The following is a 15,583-nucleotide window of genomic DNA, read 5'->3' as shown; positions in this document are numbered from 1 at the left end:
GGTGAAGGGGTTATTCCGCGGCAATCCGGCCCGATGCCGTTCCGCGCACGCGCGCCTGGTAGTCATGCGCGCGCCAGTCGGCGCGGGAAAGCCACTGCTCCTCGGGCTGACGTTTTGCCAGATCGGCGGGGATTTCCACCTCGTCGAACCCGGCGCGGCGCGCCATCGCGTATTGATCCGCGATGACATGCCCGCGCGCCCGCAGCCGCCCCTGATAGCCCATCAGACGCAACTGCCGTGCGATGGTAAACCCGCGCCCGTCCGCGAAGCTGGGGAAATCCACGCGGATGAGCGGGATATCCGCCAGCCGCCCGGCGAGTTCATTCGGATCATTGGACGACGCAAGGTCGATGCCGCAGCCCGGATGCGCGTCGTTGAGCGCCGCGATGGGGGCGTCGAAGTCATCCGGGCCAAAGCCCTGATCGGTCACGAGGATGGTGTCGGTCATGCTCTCTCTCCTTGGCGGACGGCCTTGCCGTTCACGAAATGAATGCCGCATTCGGTCTTGTCCGAGCCGCGCCAGCGACCCGCGCGTATGTCTTCGCCTTGTGCCACGGGCGCGGTGCAGGGCATGCAGCCGATGGACGGATACCCCTTGGCCACCAGCGGATGCCGGGGCAGGCGGTTTTCCTCCATGTAGGTCTGCACGTCATCCTTGGTCCAATGGGCCAGAGGGTTCACCTTGATCCGGCCCGTCGCGGCATCGGTTTCGAAGAAGTCGAGCGCCGTGCGGGTACCGCCGTGATAGCGCTTGCGCCCGGTGATCCAGCCGTCGAAGCCCTGCAGCGCGCGCTCCAAGGGCCGCGTTTTGCGCAGGGCGCAGCAGGCCTCCAGGTCACGCTGGTGGAGCGTTTTGTCGGGGTCCTCGGCCTGTGCCTCGACCCTGTCGGCGTGGATGATCCGCAGGTCCTTCAGGCCAAGACGTTCGCTGAGCTCCTGCTGGTAGACCAGCGTTTCGGTGAAAAGCAGTTCGGTATCGAGAAAGATCACCGGCGTGTCGCGCCGGATGACCGAGATCATGTGCAAAAGCACTACCGACTCCGCGCCGAAGCTGGACACGAGTGCGATGCGCCCCGTCTCGGGCCGCAAGAGCGCATGCTCCAGCACCGATACCGCCGCATGCTGCCGGTACCAGTCATTCAGGCCCTGAACTCGCGATGTGACGTCATTCGGCGGCATAGGCGGCCTCTCGGTCATAGAGTGCAGTCTTGAACGGGGCCATGCCCAGCCGGCGGTAGGTCTGCAGAAAGGTCTCTTCCGGACCGCAGCGATGGTCGAGATAGGCGTCGATCAGGCGTTCGATGGCCGGGATGATCTCGTCCGCCGAAAAGCCAGGGCCTGTGCGTTCGCCCAAGGCCGCGGTTTCGGTGTGATCGCCGCCCAGCGTGATCTGGTAGTTCTCGACGCCCGCGCGGTCGAGGCCCAGAATGCCGATATGGCCCACATGGTGATGCCCGCAGGCGTTGATGCAGCCCGAGATCTTGATCTTGAGCTCGCCGATCTCGTGCTCGAGCCTCAGCTCATCAAAGCGCGTGGCGATCTCCTGCGCGATGGGGATCGAACGCGCCGTAGCCAGCGCGCAGTAATCCATGCCAGGGCAGGCGATGATATCGGAGATGAGGCCGATATTGGCGGTGGCCAGCCCGTGCTTTTTCAGGATCGCGTGGACGCTTGGCAGGTCGGATTTATGGACATGCGGCAGGATCACGTTCTGCTCGTGGCTGATGCGCAGCTCGTCATGGCCGTAAAATTCCGCCAGGTCGGCCAGTACGCGCATCTGCTCGGCCGTGGCGTCGCCCGGCGTGGCGCCGTGGGCCTTGAGACTGACCTGCACGATGGCATAGCCCGGTGCACGGTGCGCCGCGAGGTTGGTGTCGGACCACGCGCGGAAGATCGGATCGGTCTTGCGCGCGGTCTCGAAGACGGCGGTGCTGGCTGTTTTGAAGGAAGGGGGCGCGAAAGCGGCCTTTATGTCTTCGAAAAGCTGCTGGTCGATGCCGGCGAAGGTCGGGCGGATCAGGGCATAGCGGTCTTCCACGCGCTGCCGGATCTCGTCGATACCATGCTCGTGCACCGTGATCTTGATGCGCGCCTTGTACTTGTTGTCGCGCCGGCCAAGCTGGTTCCAGACGCTGACCACGGCCTCGACATACGGCAGCAGGTCCTCTTGCGCGACGAAGTCATTCAGCACCTTGCCGATCATCGGTGTGCGGCCAAGGCCCCCGCCGACGATCACGCGGTAACCCAATTGCCCGTCGCGCGCGACGATCTGAAGGCCGATGTCGTGGGCCCGGATCACGGCGCGATCGTTCTCGGACCCGGTGACCGCAATCTTGAACTTGCGCGGCAGGAACTGGAATTCCGGGTGGTCGGTGGACCATTGCCGGAGGAGTTCGGCGACGGGGCGCGGATCTGCGACCTCGTCCGCCGCGGCCCCGGCAAAATGGTCGGCGGTCACGTTGCGGATCGTGTTTCCGCTCGTCTGGATCGCGTGCATGCCCACCTCGGCCAGCGCATCGAGCATGTCCGGCACGTCGCGCAGTTCGGGCCAGTTGTACTGGATGTTCTGACGTGTGGTGAAATGGCCATAGCCCTTGTCCCACCGCTCGGCGAGATAGGCGAGCTGGCGCATCTGACCGCTGTTGAGCGTGCCATAAGGGATCGCCACGCGAAGCATGTAGGCGTGCAACTGCAGGTAAAGCCCGTTCATCAGGCGCAGCGGCTTGAACTCGTCCTCGGTCAAAGAGCCGTCAATACGGCGCTCGACCTGGGCGCGGAATTGGCGGTTACGCTCGGCCACGAAAGCGGCGTCGAACTCGGTATAGTCGTACATCTTCAGAGCGCCTCTTGTTTTCCGTGGTGATAGTTGGAGGGGCCGGTGCGTCGGAATTCCTCGCGGAAATGCACCGGCTCGGGGCCTGTGGGCGACGGTTTCGCATCGGCCAGATAAGGCCCGACGACCTCTTCGGGCTGGCCCTCGGCGATCAGCAGCCGCAGGCGCGCGGTGTCTGCGTCGGTGATAAGCTCGGCCTCGTGCATGGCCCGCGTCCAACGGTCATCGGCGGTGAGGTAGACCACGTCGCCCTCGAGCAGGGCATTGGCGGTGACGATCTTGGGGGTAAAGGGCTTGGCCATCAGGCAAACTCCTGTTTTGTCTTGGTGTCTTCTACCTCGACGGCGCGCGGCGCGAGGCCGATCAGCATGAGGGCGGGGCCGGTGAGATCGGCGTCGTCCATGTCGCGCACCAGCCGGTCGAGCGTGGTGGCGATGCGGCGCTGATCGGGGCGTGACGCGTTTTCGACAAGGGTGACGGGCGTGGCGCGGTCGGCACCGTGCATGATGAGCCGGCCCTGAATGAACCGCGCGGATTTCTTGCCCATGTAGACGGCGGCGACCTCTCCGGGCCGCGAAAGCGCGCGCCAGTCGTGATCGGCAAAGCCCTTCATGTCATGGCCCGTAAGCAGGCGGACCGAGGCGTTGCGCCCGCGTTTCGTAAGGCTTTGCCCGATGGCCGCGACGCTGGCCGAGGCGGCGGTGATGCCGGGAACCACGTGCCACGCGATGCCGGCGACCGTGACCGCGTCGATCTCTTCGTCCAGACGACCGAAAACGGTCGGATCACCGCCCTTGAGCCGAACGACCTGCGCGCCGGCCTGCGCATGTTCGACGATCAGCGCGTTGATCTCGTTCTGGCTCATGGAGGGGCCGAAGCCCTCTTTCCCGGCATCGATAAGGATCGCCTCGCGGCGGGCGAGTTCGAGGATCTCGGGCGTCACGAGGCGGTCATGGATCACTACGTCGGCGGAATCGAGCGCCTTGCGCGCCTTTAGCGTTAGAAGCTCGGGATCGCCGGGACCGGCCCCGACAAAGGCCACATGTCCCTCGCGCTCGGCCACATTTTCGTGTTTTTCAAGAAGGTCTTGCAGCGCGTCCTTCACGCCGGCCTCACCACCATCCTGCAAGGCGCGGGGACCTGCGCCGAAATAATAATCGGCCCAGAAGTCACGCCGCTTGCGGCCCATCGGCAGCACATCCGCCGCGCGACGAAAGGCTTTGCCGAGACGAGCGAGCGTTCCCAGCGTCGCGGGCAGGCGCGCCTCCAGATCGGCCTTGATCGCACGCGCCAGAACCGGGGCGGCACCTTCGGTTCCAATGGCGACGGTCACCGGATCACGGTCGACGATGGCGGGGGTGATGAAGGCGCTGTCTTCGAGGTTGTCGACGATATTGACCATGGCCCCGTCCGCGCGGGCCAGAGCACTTGTGCGCGCGTCTTCAAGGTCGTCCTCATCCGCAGCGTAAAATAGCACGGCGCAGGTCGCATCGCCTGGTTCCATCGCGCGGCGGACGAGGCGCAAACGGCCCTCGGCGGCCCAGCCTTCGATCTCGGGCGCGGGGGTGGGCGCAAAGACGGTCAGATGCGCCTCTGTCTTGAGAAGCAGGCGCAGCTTGGCCAGCGCAGCTTCGCCGCCGCCCGAAAGCACCACGCGCCGGCCTTCGAGACGGACGAAGATGGGAAAATGTTTCATGAGGTCGAACCTTGTGATCCGATTGACTTTGACCCCAATATAGAAAATATTCCCACTTATTCGCCATATGGCTGAGAAGATAAGAACAAACGTTCCTGTTTCGCAGAAAGTCATGTGGGACGTTTCAAGAAAAGGGAAAAGCTGGAATGGCCGTTCGTCTGGACGATCTGGATCGGAAAATTCTCAACGAGCTGCAGCAGGACGGTGGGCAGTCGCTGGACGAGATCGCCAAGCAGGTGGGCAGTTCCAAGACGCCTGTCTGGAATCGGATTCGCAAGATGCGCGAGGCGGGTGTGATCAAACAGCAGACCTTCCTGCTCGATGCCGAAGCGCTCGGGTTCGAGGCGTGTTTTTTCGTGCTGATCCGCACGTCGGAGCATGACGCGGACTGGCAGGCGCGGTTTCTCAAGGCGCTTAACGCGCGTCCGGAAGTGCTCGAGGCGCACCGGCTGGCGGGCGATATCGATTATATCCTGAAGGTCGTCGTGGCCAATGCCCGCGCCTATGACACGTTCTATCAGGCGCTGATATCAGAGGTGAAAGTGCACAATGTGACCGCGCTTTTGTCGATGGAGGAAATCAAGTCGACAACGATGTTGCCTTTTGATGTGGCTTAAAGGGCGTCCTGCAAGGCGCTGATAATTTGTGAAAAATCGTCTTCCCGCAGGCTGGCGCCACCGACAAGCGCGCCGTCTACATTGGCCACCGCGAAAATCTCTGCGGCGTTGGTCGCCTTGACCGAGCCGCCGTAAAGAAGGCGCATGCCCGCAGCCTCGCTGTCGCCGAACCGTGCGGCCAGCGTGTCGCGCAGAAACCCGTGCACCTCGGCGATCTGATCCAGCGTGGGCATCTTGCCCGTGCCGATGGCCCAGACCGGCTCATAGGCGATCACCGTGTTGGCAGCGGTGCAGGTTTCGGGCAGGGAGGCGGCCAGTTGCGCGCCGATGACATCGAGCGTATGTCCGGCATCGCGCTCGGCCAGCGTTTCGCCCACGCAGATGACCGCGATCAGCCCCGCATCATGGGCTGCGTTCGCCTTTTCGCGCACGACGTCCGAAGTTTCCCCGTGATCCTCCCGGCGTTCGGAATGCCCGACGATCACCGCCGTCGCCCCGGCATCCGCCAATTGCGCCGCTGCGATGTCGCCGGTGTGCGCGCCGGCCCGGGCCATGTGGCAATCCTGTCCGCCAATGGCGACGGCCGCGTCGGCCAGAAGGGCGGCCGCCGGCTGAACAAGCGTGGCGGGCGGGCAGATCAGGATGTCGACGGAGGGGGTGGGATGCGCTTGCGCCAGGGCCTCAAGCTCTGACAGGGCGGCGCGGGTCCCGTTCATTTTCCAGTTTCCGGCCGCCAGTTTGCGCATCGTGTTCAAGCCCCTGTATCAGATCGGTTTCGTGTTAACTCTCAGGGGCATGGGGCGCAATGCTTACATGCCTTCGAACTTGATCGACTCGCCGCAACCGCAGGCCTCGGTCACGTTGGGATTGTTGAAGACAAAGCCGGATTCCAGCAAAGACACCTGATAGTCGATCTCGGTGCCGAAGAGGAACATCTGCGCCATCGGCGCGATCATCACACGCGCGCCGTCCTGTTCGACCACCTCGTCATGCGGGTCGACCTCGGTCACGTAATCCATGGTGTATTCCATGCCCGCACAGCCGCCTTTCTTGACGCCGATGCGCAGTCCCTGATGGTTGTCGCGCGCCATCAGCTTGGCGATCTGATGCGCCGCTTTGGGGGTCATCGTGACGGCCTGTTTTCCGGGAATGCCGAACATGCGGTTTGATCCTTCCGTTTCATGCCTAATCTATGGAATGCCGCTGGTGATCTCAAGGGGTGGGAGCAGGTCGAAGAGGGCGACCGTGGCCTGTCCGGCGAGGATGGCCCAGCCGAAAGAGGCCAGCGTGCCGATGATAACGTATTCGGCCGCTTTCTGCTCTTTCGAGGCCTCGAAGCGCATGATGGACTTGGCCGCGATCAGGAAACCTACGCTGGTGGTCTGCCCGAAGAGGATCAGCAGGAAGATGAGGCCTCGCTCTAGCTGGCCGATGAGCATGCCGCCGCGCGGCAGGCCGTCGGAGGTGAAGCTTTCGGCCAGGGGCGCCATCAGTTTTTCCATCGCGAAACCGCCCGCCCGGGTGGCCAGGAGGGCCCCGGACGCAAGGACCATGAGATGGGGGAGCCAGGCGGACAGGTCAGCCCAGGACCCGGTCGACCACAGGTTGGGCGCATGTGCGGCGATGGCGGCAAGGACGACAAGATGCGCGGCTTGGTCGACAAGATGCGTAGCCAGGGTATCGCGAAAGCCCCAGGTCTTGACTGCGTCGATCGCGCCGTGGGCAAGGGCGAGGAAGACCACGGGTTCGGCCATCACATGCCCAGTAGCGGCCTGCGAGAGCGCCAGCACCAGCGCGGAATGAAGCAGCAAAACCAACGGGTTGCGTTTTCGGGCGACCATCCAGCCGGGCTGAAACACGTAATCGGCCAGAACATGGGCAAATAGCAGGGCCAGGAAGGTTTCGATCATGCGGGAGATCCGAAATCATGGTCAGCAAAGGCCTGACGGGCATAGTCGAGGGCAGGGAAGCCAGAACTCTTGAACCGGGCCTCGAAGGCCTGTCGCGTGATGCCAAGCACGGCGGCCCGGTCGGCGTTCGCGCCTAGGTCCGGGCGAAGGAGGTAGAGCGCCACAGCCTCGGCCTGCTGGCGGCTCCAGGATTGGCAGATCCAATCGGTCATGCGCAGAATGCCCCTTTGCCATTGGGTGCTGCCGGGGCCTTCAATCGCGACGCGTATAGGGCCGGAAGAGGTGCTCAGGTGATCCAGCATGTCGCCGGCCGCAACAAAGGCCGGCCCGTCCGCATCGGAGAGATCCGTGCTGCCCGCCGAAGAAACCTGGCCGATGCCGATGGAAATTTTTGTCGCCAAACCAGTGTCTTGCGCGGTGAGGCTGGCCACGAGGGCGAGGTAGGTGTCGAACAGCCGGCGCGGTTGGGGGAGCAGGATTTGCCAGCCGTCACCGCGTGACCGCGTGAAGCGGGGATCGAAATCATGCTGCTCGCCGAGGCGGTTGGCGGTGTCCCGAAGCACGGACAAACTGGCCTCGACGGCATCAGGTTCGGCATCCCGCGATCCGATCAGATCGCCGGTGAATACGGCGTAAATAGGAGGGCTGTTCTGCGAGGTCATGATGCAAGCTATAAGGCTTGCTTTTTCAAAATGCAAGTATTTTGACTTGCTTACATGAACCCCAGTTCGAGGCGGGCCTCGTCGGACATCATGTCCATGCCCCAGGGCGGCTCCCAGGTCAGAACCACGTCGACCTGCTTGACGCCGGCGAGGGGCTCGATGGCTTCGGCGACCCAGCCGGGCATCTCGCCGGCAACGGGACAGCCGGGCGCGGTGAGGGTCATGGTGACGTGGACGGCGTTTTCGGCGTCGATGTCGATCGTGTAAATGAGGCCCAGATCATAGATATTCACTGGAATTTCAGGATCATAGACCGAGCGGCAGGCCTCGACGACCTGATCGTAGAGCGGGTGATCGGTGCTGGAGGGCGCAATCAGGGGCGCGCCTTCGATGGGGTCTGCGTGCTGGGTCATACCGGCTCCTGGCCTCGTTTCCTGACCAAACATATAAGATTTATGACGCGCGAGGTCCAGAGGGCGTGCGGTGGATTAACCTTTGGATTTTGGGTGGATGGGGCGCTGTGACATCCGTACACAAGCCGTACACAGGTCGTACACCGGGGGTGTGATGAGGTACAAGACGTTCAAAAGTTAATTCTGGCCCATGGATGACGCCGCGTAAATTTGGGTCGCTCTGCATTGGACTTGTTTTTCGTTCACAGCCTTCACGCACGTCTTCGGGCGCAAAGTCGAACTAGCTTCCGAAGAATTTCCGAACTATCCAAGAACAATGAAGATGCAAATCAGCCGAAGGCGCGGTTGCTATGCGCAAGAAGCTACCATCCTGCCGTGGCGACTAGTCCGGTCAGGCCAGCGCAATCTTCAAGCGATCAAGCGATACCTGCGACCACACCTCATCGAACTTGTAGAACTCCTCGAAGATGGGAATGTCCTCGCTGAGTGGCACCCAGGCTTGCTTGCTGCTTGTGAAGATCTGCACGTGGGGAGGGCACTGATCCGGATCGTCCAGCGTTCCGACACGCACGTATCTTAGCTTGCCGAGGCGGATCATGTAGCTACTGAACACGGCGACACCGCAATCCCGGCAACGAGTGATGATCTGACCTTTTCCACTTGGCGTGGGAAGCTCATGTTCTGTGGTTGGTCCCTCCCATTCTACCCGATCAGCCTCGATGATAGCGTTCAATACATAGGCTGCTCCAGTCTGTCGCTGGCATTCGCTGCAGTGGCAGCAATGCACAAACATTGGCGGTGCCGCCATTTGATATGTTACTGCGCCGCAGCCGCATTTCCCTTTAAGCATCTTATCCTCCAAGCAGCTGATTCAAACTGCGATCAACAACTTCTATTCGACCAGTTCATAGTGCTTGATCGACCGTGACTCGACCAACTCAGCCTCTGCGGGATCAATGTGTGGGCTCTGGTAGTCGTCGCCGACAAATGCCTTCAGTGACTCCAAGCTGTCCCACACCATGACGAAGCTGAATTCCCTTGGTGTTTCGGTGCGCGGGGCACCAGGAAGCACATGAACGATGCCATTCGTACCCTTCATCAAGGGGATCGCAGTTTCATGAAAGAACTTTCCGAACTCTTCCTCTTTGCCTGGCCTGGTCACGACTTGAAATATTCGCATGATCATTCATCCGTCCTCCGTAAAGTGCGGTTCTTGGATGCATGAGCGCCTCTAGCTAAAGGACCGTATCACTTCGCGATAAGCTTGTCCGCTTCGCGCATGAAAACGCCTCTCGGACAGGTCATATGGCAAAAAACCTGCCCGGAGGCGCGCGAAAAATCAAACCTTATGAAGGCTCTGGGTTGTGCGACGTCAGGCCGACGACTCGGTTTTGGCGGATTTGGCCGTGCGGCGTTTGACGGGCAGGGGCCGGACCTTGGCCTCGATATCCTCGTAGAGCTTGGCGACGATATTCTTGCCGGTGGATTTCTCGATCCCTTCAAGGCCCGGCGAGGAGTTGACCTCGAGCACTTTCGGGCCCGCCTCGGAGCGCAGCAGGTCGACGCCCGCCAGCCCCAGCCCAAAGGCGCGGGAAGCGCGCAGGGCGGTGTCGCGTTCTTCCTTGGTGATGCGGATCGACTTGGCTGAGCCGCCGCGATGCAGGTTGGAGCGGAAATCGCCCTCGGCCCCGGTGCGCTTCATCGAGGCGACGACCTTGCCGCCCACGACGAGACAGCGGATATCCTCGCCCGCGGCCTCCTTGACGAAATCCTGCACGAGGAAATTGGCGCGCAGACCGCGGAAGGCGTCGATGACGCTTTCGGCGGCTTTCTTGGTTTCGGCCAGCACGACGCCCTTACCTTGGGTCGATTCCAGCAGCTTGACGATCAGCGGCGCGGTGCCCACCAGCCCGATGAGGTTGCCGGTGTCCTTGGGCGAGGCGGCAAACGCGGTGTTGGGCATGCCCACCTTGGCGCGCGACATGATTTGATGCGCGTGCAGCTTGTCGCGGCTGGCGGTGATGCCCGACGAGGGGTTCACGCAATAGGTGCCGATGGTCTCGAACTGGCGGACGATGGCCGTGCCGTAAGGGGTGATGGAAGCCCCGATGCGCGGGATCACCGCGTCGTAACGGGGCAGGCGCTTGCCGTCGTAATGCACCTCGGGCGCCAGCGTGTTGATCGTCATGTAGCAGCGCGTGGTGTCGATCACCTCGACCGTGTGACCGCGCTTCTCGCCCTCCTCGACAAGGCGGCGGGTGGAATAGTTGTCCTCGCGGCTCAGGACCGCGATGCGCAGCGCGCGCTTGGGCTGTGCCTCGCGGATCTTCTGGGTGTGGTAGATGTCGAAGCTGAGTTCAGGCTGCAGGAAGCGGTCGGTGGCGACGATCGAGATGTGATCCTTGAGCGCCTGCCGGCCCAGAAGCATGCGCGAGGTCATCGAAGAGCGGTTGGTCAGTGTGATCTCGATGGGCCAGGAATGCCCGTTGACCGACAGCTTCGACTCGATGACGTAGCGCAGTTCCTTTTCGCCGTTCGATGACGCGACTTCGCGCCGGTCGATAATGGCCGCGGAGCAGGGGATCACCAGATCGTCACGCCCCGGGATCGGGTGCACGGTGAAGCGGACCTTGGGCTTTGTCGAAGAGCCGAAGGTTTCGATGTCGAACGCATGCAGCGCCGAGGTGCGCGCGCCGGTATCGACCTTGGCGCGCAGCGCAGGCACGCCGAGAGAGGGCAACGCAATCCATTCCTCCCACCCGAATTGCAGGGGTTCGGGCATGTCGGGAGGTGTGGTCATGGGCTGTCCTTTCGTCGTGGTCTTCAAAAAAGGGCCGCGAAAGGCGGCCCCTGAAATCCTGGTGAGGCACCATTGCATCACGTCTGGCAGGGGAACTCAAGGTGCCGCGCCGCCCGGGACGGTCGCGTGGGCGGGCCTTGCCCTTACTCAACGCTGGATTTTCTGCTATGCTGGCAACGCTTTCATAAGTTGATTTATGAGGAAGCGACGATGTTTTTTCGACAGGGATTGGCGGCCTTGGTGGCCGCGACAGTGTTTGCCGCGCCTTTGGGTGCGGATCAGTCGACCATATGGCCCGACGCGCCCGGCTGTTATTTTGTGGACGACCGGTTCATCTGTCCGGCGCCGAACGGATCATCGCAGACGCGCGGCATCGGGGGCGTGACGACGGCGGACCGTCCGGCGGGGGCCTCAGGGTACCAGAATTACTATCCCGCGTACCCGCCGAGGCCGGGCCAGCCTGCCGGCAACTGGTCGGGCTATGGCTGGTCCGAAACCACGGCCGGAGCGGACACGGCTCCGGCGCAGCGCGCCGACGGTCGGGCGACGCGCATCTTCGCCGCGCCGGGCGCCTTTCCGCCCGAGGAATTCGCGGCCTATGCCATCGTGGTGTTCAAGTCGCGCGTCCTGCCGGAAGACCGGCTGCGCCGCCTCAACGCCTGCAAGGGGTATCTCGCGGCTCTCATGACGCCGTCCGAGGCCGCGGTGCCGCGCGACAGGCAATTGGTGACGGTCTGGCCGCTGACGGATCAGGCGGCGGTCGAGGCCATTGCCGCCGAGACGGATATCCTTGGCAAATGCACCCATGCCGTCGATCACTACGGTCTGGCCCTCGCACAGACGGCGCTCGATCACGTCGAGCTTTCGGTCAAGGTCAGCGCCGAGGACAAGGCGCGTATCCGAGAGGCGCGCGGCCCGTTTCTCTTTGCGTGGAATCCCGGCACGGCCAAGGGCCAGCCGGATGCGTTGATCCTGCGGGTCGATATGAGCGATGTCGTCACCGCGCCGCGCTTTCGCGAGCGCTTCGTCGCCTGGGGCGCCGAAGTCGAACAGCGTCAGGACCTCTGGATCGACGGTTGGCAGGAAGAAGACATGTGGGATCTAATCGGGGCCTGGGCGGATCGCTGGGGCGCACCGGTCATGACGATGATGGGCTGGGGACCCGACGAGGGATGAGCGAGTTCTTTCTGAAATGGGGCCCTTTCGGCGCGATCGGCTTCGGGCTGGGCCTGTTCCTTGTCACCATGGCCGAGCCGGATACAGAGGGCGGTATCCTGGTGCTGATGGCGGTGGGTCTGGCGGCCGGTGTGCTGCTGGGCGCGCTTTGGAAAGGCATCATGGCCCTGCGCGGCACCTCCAGTTCGAAAAAGCCGCCCAAGTGAGCCGCCGCAAGCCTGACCCTGTCAGGCCGCGGGCAACCAGTTTGATCCTGCGTCCTTGAACGCGCGGGGCGCGGCCTCGGGATCGTCCAGACGGGCGGAGAAGAAAAGATCGCGCCCGTTGCAGTCGTGCAGGTCGTAGACGAACCCCATACGGGACAGCATGGTGTCCACGATCTCGCGCGACATGAACTGGAAATGGGGGCCGGCCTGTCCGCCAAGGCGGAACGCGCCGGGCGCGTTGCAGAGCAGTTTCTCAAACGCACGCGGGTTGGCCCCGTCGGCGACATTCATCGCCAAAAGCCCCCCGGGCTTTAGCGTCGCGGCGGCGGTGGCGACATAGATCAGCACGCTGTGCAGTTCCACATGCACCATCGCATCGAAGGACACCACGGCGTCGAGCGTTCTGCGCAGACCGGCCTTTTCGAGCGTCTTGAACATCAGCGCGGGCCGGTCGGTCAGGCGGTGCGTGCGGACCCGGCCCAGGGCGATTTCGTCGGCGAAGCGGCGCTGCATCTGGTCGAGAAAGGCCTGCGAGATGTCAAAACAATGAAGGCGCGTATCCGGATACCGGTCAAGAAGCGCCTGCGTGAAACGCCCGCCGCCCGAGGCGATTTCGCAGATCGCCTGCGGCGCCGCACCGAGATAAGGCGCGACGCACGTGTCGAGGATCTGCGCGACCGCGCGGGCGTCGCCCCATTCGTCGCCGGGCCAGGTGTATTCCGCATCGGTCGTGTTCAGAACCTGCCAGGGCTGCAGGTTCTCGGCCTGGTGGGGCGGGCCGGCCTTGATCCTGGGAAACGACTTGGTGACATACGCGTCCCAGGTGCGGGAATAGGCCGATTTGTCCTTAGGGGGCATGTCCGGGGCTTTCCTGAGGCGGCGATAGCGGGCCGGTCCGGGATACACCGGGCCGGGCGCGCGCACAATCGGATTGGCTTTTGCACCGGCGGGCAAAGCGCAGTAAGGAGACGCCCGAGGCGAAGCTAAGACGGGGCAAGCAGGTGCGGGTGACCTTCGAAAAACTGGCGCAGGACGGCCACGCGCGCACCGGGGTGCTGCGCACGCCGCGCGGCGAGGTGCGCACGCCGGCCTTCATGCCGGTGGGCACGGCGGCGACGGTGAAGGCGATGCTGCCCGAAAGCGTGCGCGAGACGGGCGCGGATATCCTGCTGGGCAACACCTATCACCTGATGCTGCGCCCCACGGCAGAGCGGATTGCCCGGCTGGGCGGCTTGCACAAGTTCATGAACTGGGAGCGCCCGATCCTGACCGATAGCGGCGGCTTTCAGGTGATGAGCCTTGCGGGGCTGAGAAAGCTCGACGAAGAGGGCGTGACCTTCAAGAGCCATATCGATGGGTCCAAGCACGCGCTGACGCCCGAGCGATCCATGGAGATCCAGGCGCTTCTGGGCTCGGATATCGTGATGTGTTTCGACGAATGCCCGGCGCTTCCCGCCGAAGACCCGGAGGTGGCGCGCGCGATGCGGCTCAGCATGCGGTGGGCGGAACGGTCGAAGGCCGCCTTCGGCGACCGGCCCGGGCACGCGCTTTTCGGGATCATGCAGGGCGGCGTCACGCAGGAGCTGCGCGAGGAGAGTGCCAAGGCGCTGGTGGAGATCGGTTTTGACGGCTACGCCATCGGCGGGCTGGCCGTGGGCGAGGGGCAGGAGGCCATGTTCGGCGTGCTGGACTATGCCACCGGGTATCTGCCGCAGGACCGCCCGCGCTACCTGATGGGGGTGGGCAAGCCCGACGATATCGTGGGCGCGGTGAAGCGTGGCGTGGACATGATGGATTGCGTGTTGCCGTCACGCTCGGGGCGGACCGGACAGGCGTTTACCAGGGCCGGTGTGGTCAACATCAAGAATGCACGGCATCAGGACGACCCGAGGCCTTTGGACGAGACGTGCGGCTGTCCGGCCTGCCGGAATTATTCACGAGCCTATCTGCACCACGTCTTCCGCAGCCAGGAGATTATCAGTTCGATGCTGCTGACCTGGCATAACCTGCGTTACTATCAGGAGATCATGGCGGGGATGCGCGGGGCCATCGCTGACGGCCGTTTTGCCGAATGGGAGGCCGCGTTTCACGCGGGCCGTGCCGACGGGGATATCCCGCCGCTCTGACGCTGTCGGTGTGACGGCGGTCCGGCGCTCCAGCCTCGGGGCGGGTCGCCCCGCCCGCCGTCCCGGAGACTAGTTTCGCATCGGAATATGGTCGTCCCAGCGGAACCCGACATCGCCGCCCTGCCAGACGCCTTGTCCAGTCGGATTCGGGCCGTCGATCCTGGCGTATTGCGGCAGGCCGTGGCGCGGGGCGAGGTCGTGAACCCCGCGGACCGTGCTGCGGTGCATGATGCGCAGGCCCTGCTGCTCGGCGGGCCTATGCGCCTCGGGCGCGGCGCGGTGGGCGATGGCCAGATTGTCGATGAAGACGCAGTCGTTCCGGCTGTACTCGAACGCCGTGGCATAGCCGTGGTCCAGCCCGGCATTGAGAATGTCGTTATAGGCGTGGCAGACCGATTTCATCTCATCCGCGTCGAGCAGGCGGAAGCCGTCCGCGTCGGGCAGTTTTTCGATGATGGCGCCGGTCATGCCCAGATGCAGCCAGATGCAGGGTTCTCCGGTCAGGGGATGCTCATGCACCATCGGATGCACGACGCCCGAGGCGGAATTGACCGAGGACAGCCTTTGCCAGCGCTCTTGCGTGGCCTTTGGCAGGGCCGCGAAGGCCAGACCCTGATGAGCGAAATGCGTGCCGCCGCCGTGCTCGGCCGGGCGGATGATATGATAGCCGGAATGCGAAAAGGTGGCAGGCAGGAAACTGCCGTCATTGTGCCATTGCGGCCCGACATCGGGGATGCCATGGCGGCGGTCGTTCGAAAGGCGGAAGATATGCGGATTGCCGTCCGGCGTTTCGGGATGCACACCATGGGTGCTGTGCAGGTCGCGCCCGCCCCACCAGCAGCTGGCCTTCAGAAAATCCTCGTGCCCCAGTTCGCGGTCGTTCTTGAACACGAGAAAGCCGCGGCGCGCCATTTCCAGTTCCAGCGCGTCGAGCACCGGGCGCGGCGGGGGCGTGTCCGAGGCGAGATCGAGGCCGCGCACCTCGGTGCCGATGGGATCGAGCGGCGTGATGGTGGCGCCTGCTTCCTCGATCAGGGCGGCGTTCTTTGCGTCGATTTCGGGAGAGCGTGTCGGGCTTCCGGGCAATTGGTCCTCCTAAGTGTCTCCCTTCGACCTAGGTGAGGAGGTGCCGCAGTTAAAGGAG

Annotated in this window: 19 protein-coding genes; 4 read left to right on the top strand and 15 right to left on the bottom strand. The window is 63.5% G+C overall.

All coding sequences use genetic code 11. From position 1 onward, the window contains the following. Positions 1-10: 10 nt before the first annotated feature. The 5 genes from EZV60_RS09325 to cysG are packed head-to-tail and all read right to left on the bottom strand — an operon-like array spanning position 11 to position 4,529. Positions 11-448: a DUF934 domain-containing protein gene (locus tag EZV60_RS09325; protein WP_135504763.1), complete on the bottom strand. Its 438-nt coding sequence runs from the start codon at positions 446-448 to the stop codon at positions 11-13. Further along, positions 445-1,197 (bottom strand): phosphoadenylyl-sulfate reductase, encoded by a 753-nt coding sequence (locus EZV60_RS09320; RefSeq protein ID WP_425353561.1) that lies wholly within the window; start codon positions 1,195-1,197, stop codon positions 445-447. Before EZV60_RS09320 ends, EZV60_RS09325 begins: the two co-directional genes overlap by 4 nt. Next, positions 1,166-2,833: a nitrite/sulfite reductase gene (locus EZV60_RS09315; RefSeq protein WP_135504761.1), complete on the bottom strand. Its 1,668-nt coding sequence runs from the start codon at positions 2,831-2,833 to the stop codon at positions 1,166-1,168. Before EZV60_RS09315 ends, EZV60_RS09320 begins: the two co-directional genes overlap by 32 nt. Before the next feature lie 2 nt (positions 2,834-2,835). After that, entirely contained in the window at positions 2,836-3,135 is a 300-nt protein-coding gene (locus EZV60_RS09310; protein WP_135504759.1) for a DUF2849 domain-containing protein, read from the bottom strand. Beyond that, entirely contained in the window at positions 3,135-4,529 is a 1,395-nt protein-coding gene (cysG, locus tag EZV60_RS09305; RefSeq protein WP_135504757.1) for a siroheme synthase CysG, read from the bottom strand. Before cysG ends, EZV60_RS09310 begins: the two co-directional genes overlap by 1 nt. A 146-nt stretch (positions 4,530-4,675) precedes the next feature. On the opposite strand from cysG, the gene EZV60_RS09300 reads away from it, so the two are divergent. Continuing rightward, positions 4,676-5,146 carry an Lrp/AsnC family transcriptional regulator gene (locus EZV60_RS09300; RefSeq protein ID WP_135504755.1) on the top strand — a complete coding sequence of 157 codons (471 nt, stop codon included), beginning with the start codon at positions 4,676-4,678 and terminating at the stop codon, positions 5,144-5,146. On the opposite strand, the gene tpiA is transcribed toward EZV60_RS09300, so the two are convergent. The 8 genes from tpiA to rimK all read right to left on the bottom strand — a co-directional run bounded on the left by tpiA (position 5,143) and on the right by rimK (position 10,931). After that, positions 5,143-5,892 carry a triose-phosphate isomerase gene (gene tpiA, locus EZV60_RS09295; protein ID WP_135504753.1) on the bottom strand — a complete coding sequence of 250 codons (750 nt, stop codon included), beginning with the start codon at positions 5,890-5,892 and terminating at the stop codon, positions 5,143-5,145. The two genes, EZV60_RS09300 and tpiA, sit on opposite strands and share 4 nt — an antisense overlap. 63 nt (positions 5,893-5,955) lie before the next feature. Further along, positions 5,956-6,306 (bottom strand): HesB/IscA family protein, encoded by a 351-nt coding sequence (locus EZV60_RS09290; protein WP_135504751.1) that lies wholly within the window; start codon positions 6,304-6,306, stop codon positions 5,956-5,958. 30 nt (positions 6,307-6,336) lie between these two features. Next, positions 6,337-7,056, bottom strand: coding sequence for a DUF3307 domain-containing protein (locus tag EZV60_RS09285; protein WP_135504749.1), 720 nt, complete (start codon positions 7,054-7,056; stop codon positions 6,337-6,339). Beyond that, positions 7,053-7,718, bottom strand: a complete 666-nt coding sequence (locus tag EZV60_RS09280; RefSeq protein ID WP_135504747.1) for a SatD family protein — start codon at positions 7,716-7,718, stop codon at positions 7,053-7,055. The genes EZV60_RS09285 and EZV60_RS09280 overlap by 4 nt, the downstream gene beginning before the upstream one ends. A 50-nt stretch (positions 7,719-7,768) precedes the next feature. Then, positions 7,769-8,131, bottom strand: coding sequence for an SUF system Fe-S cluster assembly protein (locus EZV60_RS09275; RefSeq protein ID WP_135504745.1), 363 nt, complete (start codon positions 8,129-8,131; stop codon positions 7,769-7,771). Between the two features lie 391 nt (positions 8,132-8,522). Next, the gene (locus EZV60_RS09270; protein WP_135504743.1) at positions 8,523-8,981 is read right to left on the bottom strand and encodes a GFA family protein; all 459 of its coding nucleotides are present in this window, start codon (positions 8,979-8,981) and stop codon (positions 8,523-8,525) included. A 42-nt stretch (positions 8,982-9,023) separates the two neighbouring features. Next, positions 9,024-9,317 (bottom strand): antibiotic biosynthesis monooxygenase family protein, encoded by a 294-nt coding sequence (locus EZV60_RS09265; RefSeq protein WP_135504741.1) that lies wholly within the window; start codon positions 9,315-9,317, stop codon positions 9,024-9,026. Between the two features lie 186 nt (positions 9,318-9,503). After that, complete coding sequence (gene rimK, locus EZV60_RS09260; protein WP_135504739.1) at positions 9,504-10,931, bottom strand: 30S ribosomal protein S6--L-glutamate ligase; 1,428 nt, start codon at positions 10,929-10,931, stop codon at positions 9,504-9,506. Between the two features lie 210 nt (positions 10,932-11,141). On the opposite strand from rimK, the gene EZV60_RS09255 reads away from it, so the two are divergent. Together EZV60_RS09255 and EZV60_RS09250 are read left to right on the top strand one after the other, a co-directional pair. Continuing rightward, positions 11,142-12,107, top strand: a complete 966-nt coding sequence (locus EZV60_RS09255) for a hypothetical protein (RefSeq protein ID WP_135504736.1) — start codon at positions 11,142-11,144, stop codon at positions 12,105-12,107. Beyond that, positions 12,104-12,313: a hypothetical protein gene (locus EZV60_RS09250; protein ID WP_135504734.1), complete on the top strand. Its 210-nt coding sequence runs from the start codon at positions 12,104-12,106 to the stop codon at positions 12,311-12,313. The genes EZV60_RS09255 and EZV60_RS09250 overlap by 4 nt, the downstream gene beginning before the upstream one ends. Before the next feature lie 21 nt (positions 12,314-12,334). On the opposite strand, the gene EZV60_RS09245 is transcribed toward EZV60_RS09250, so the two are convergent. Further along, positions 12,335-13,171 carry a class I SAM-dependent methyltransferase gene (locus EZV60_RS09245; protein WP_135504732.1) on the bottom strand — a complete coding sequence of 279 codons (837 nt, stop codon included), beginning with the start codon at positions 13,169-13,171 and terminating at the stop codon, positions 12,335-12,337. A 143-nt stretch (positions 13,172-13,314) separates the two neighbouring features. Here EZV60_RS09245 and tgt point away from each other — a divergent pair, with 143 nt between their 5' ends. Then, positions 13,315-14,439: a tRNA guanosine(34) transglycosylase Tgt gene (gene tgt / locus EZV60_RS09240; protein ID WP_135504730.1), complete on the top strand. Its 1,125-nt coding sequence runs from the start codon at positions 13,315-13,317 to the stop codon at positions 14,437-14,439. A gap of 69 nt (positions 14,440-14,508) precedes the next feature. Here tgt and EZV60_RS09235 read toward each other — a convergent pair whose 3' ends face one another. After that, positions 14,509-15,525 carry a TauD/TfdA dioxygenase family protein gene (locus EZV60_RS09235; RefSeq protein WP_135504728.1) on the bottom strand — a complete coding sequence of 339 codons (1,017 nt, stop codon included), beginning with the start codon at positions 15,523-15,525 and terminating at the stop codon, positions 14,509-14,511. Positions 15,526-15,583 lie beyond the last annotated feature (58 nt).

The organism is Roseovarius aestuariivivens (assembly GCF_004761875.1).
Classification (GTDB): Bacteria; Pseudomonadota; Alphaproteobacteria; order Rhodobacterales; family Rhodobacteraceae; genus Roseovarius; species Roseovarius aestuariivivens.
This window is presented reverse-complemented; position numbering and strand designations above follow the sequence as displayed.

Excerpts from the sequence above, each read along its gene's own strand:
- EZV60_RS09325 (WP_135504763.1), bottom strand. The coding sequence starts at position 448 with ATGACCGACACCATCCTCGTGACCGATCAGGGCTTTGGCCCGGATGAC.
- EZV60_RS09320 (WP_425353561.1), bottom strand. The coding sequence starts at position 1,197 with ATGACCGAGAGGCCGCCTATGCCGCCGAATGACGTCACATCGCGAGTT.
- EZV60_RS09315 (WP_135504761.1), bottom strand. The coding sequence starts at position 2,833 with ATGTACGACTATACCGAGTTCGACGCCGCTTTCGTGGCCGAGCGTAAC.
- EZV60_RS09310 (WP_135504759.1), bottom strand. The coding sequence starts at position 3,135 with ATGGCCAAGCCCTTTACCCCCAAGATCGTCACCGCCAATGCCCTGCTC.
- cysG (WP_135504757.1), bottom strand. The coding sequence starts at position 4,529 with ATGAAACATTTTCCCATCTTCGTCCGTCTCGAAGGCCGGCGCGTGGTG.
- EZV60_RS09300 (WP_135504755.1), top strand. The coding sequence starts at position 4,676 with ATGGCCGTTCGTCTGGACGATCTGGATCGGAAAATTCTCAACGAGCTG.
- tpiA (WP_135504753.1), bottom strand. The coding sequence starts at position 5,892 with ATGCGCAAACTGGCGGCCGGAAACTGGAAAATGAACGGGACCCGCGCC.
- EZV60_RS09290 (WP_135504751.1), bottom strand. The coding sequence starts at position 6,306 with ATGTTCGGCATTCCCGGAAAACAGGCCGTCACGATGACCCCCAAAGCG.
- EZV60_RS09285 (WP_135504749.1), bottom strand. The coding sequence starts at position 7,056 with ATGATCGAAACCTTCCTGGCCCTGCTATTTGCCCATGTTCTGGCCGAT.
- EZV60_RS09280 (WP_135504747.1), bottom strand. The coding sequence starts at position 7,718 with ATGACCTCGCAGAACAGCCCTCCTATTTACGCCGTATTCACCGGCGAT.
- EZV60_RS09275 (WP_135504745.1), bottom strand. The coding sequence starts at position 8,131 with ATGACCCAGCACGCAGACCCCATCGAAGGCGCGCCCCTGATTGCGCCC.
- EZV60_RS09270 (WP_135504743.1), bottom strand. The coding sequence starts at position 8,981 with ATGCTTAAAGGGAAATGCGGCTGCGGCGCAGTAACATATCAAATGGCG.
- EZV60_RS09265 (WP_135504741.1), bottom strand. The coding sequence starts at position 9,317 with ATGATCATGCGAATATTTCAAGTCGTGACCAGGCCAGGCAAAGAGGAA.
- rimK (WP_135504739.1), bottom strand. The coding sequence starts at position 10,931 with ATGACCACACCTCCCGACATGCCCGAACCCCTGCAATTCGGGTGGGAG.
- EZV60_RS09255 (WP_135504736.1), top strand. The coding sequence starts at position 11,142 with ATGTTTTTTCGACAGGGATTGGCGGCCTTGGTGGCCGCGACAGTGTTT.
- EZV60_RS09250 (WP_135504734.1), top strand. The coding sequence starts at position 12,104 with ATGAGCGAGTTCTTTCTGAAATGGGGCCCTTTCGGCGCGATCGGCTTC.
- EZV60_RS09245 (WP_135504732.1), bottom strand. The coding sequence starts at position 13,171 with ATGCCCCCTAAGGACAAATCGGCCTATTCCCGCACCTGGGACGCGTAT.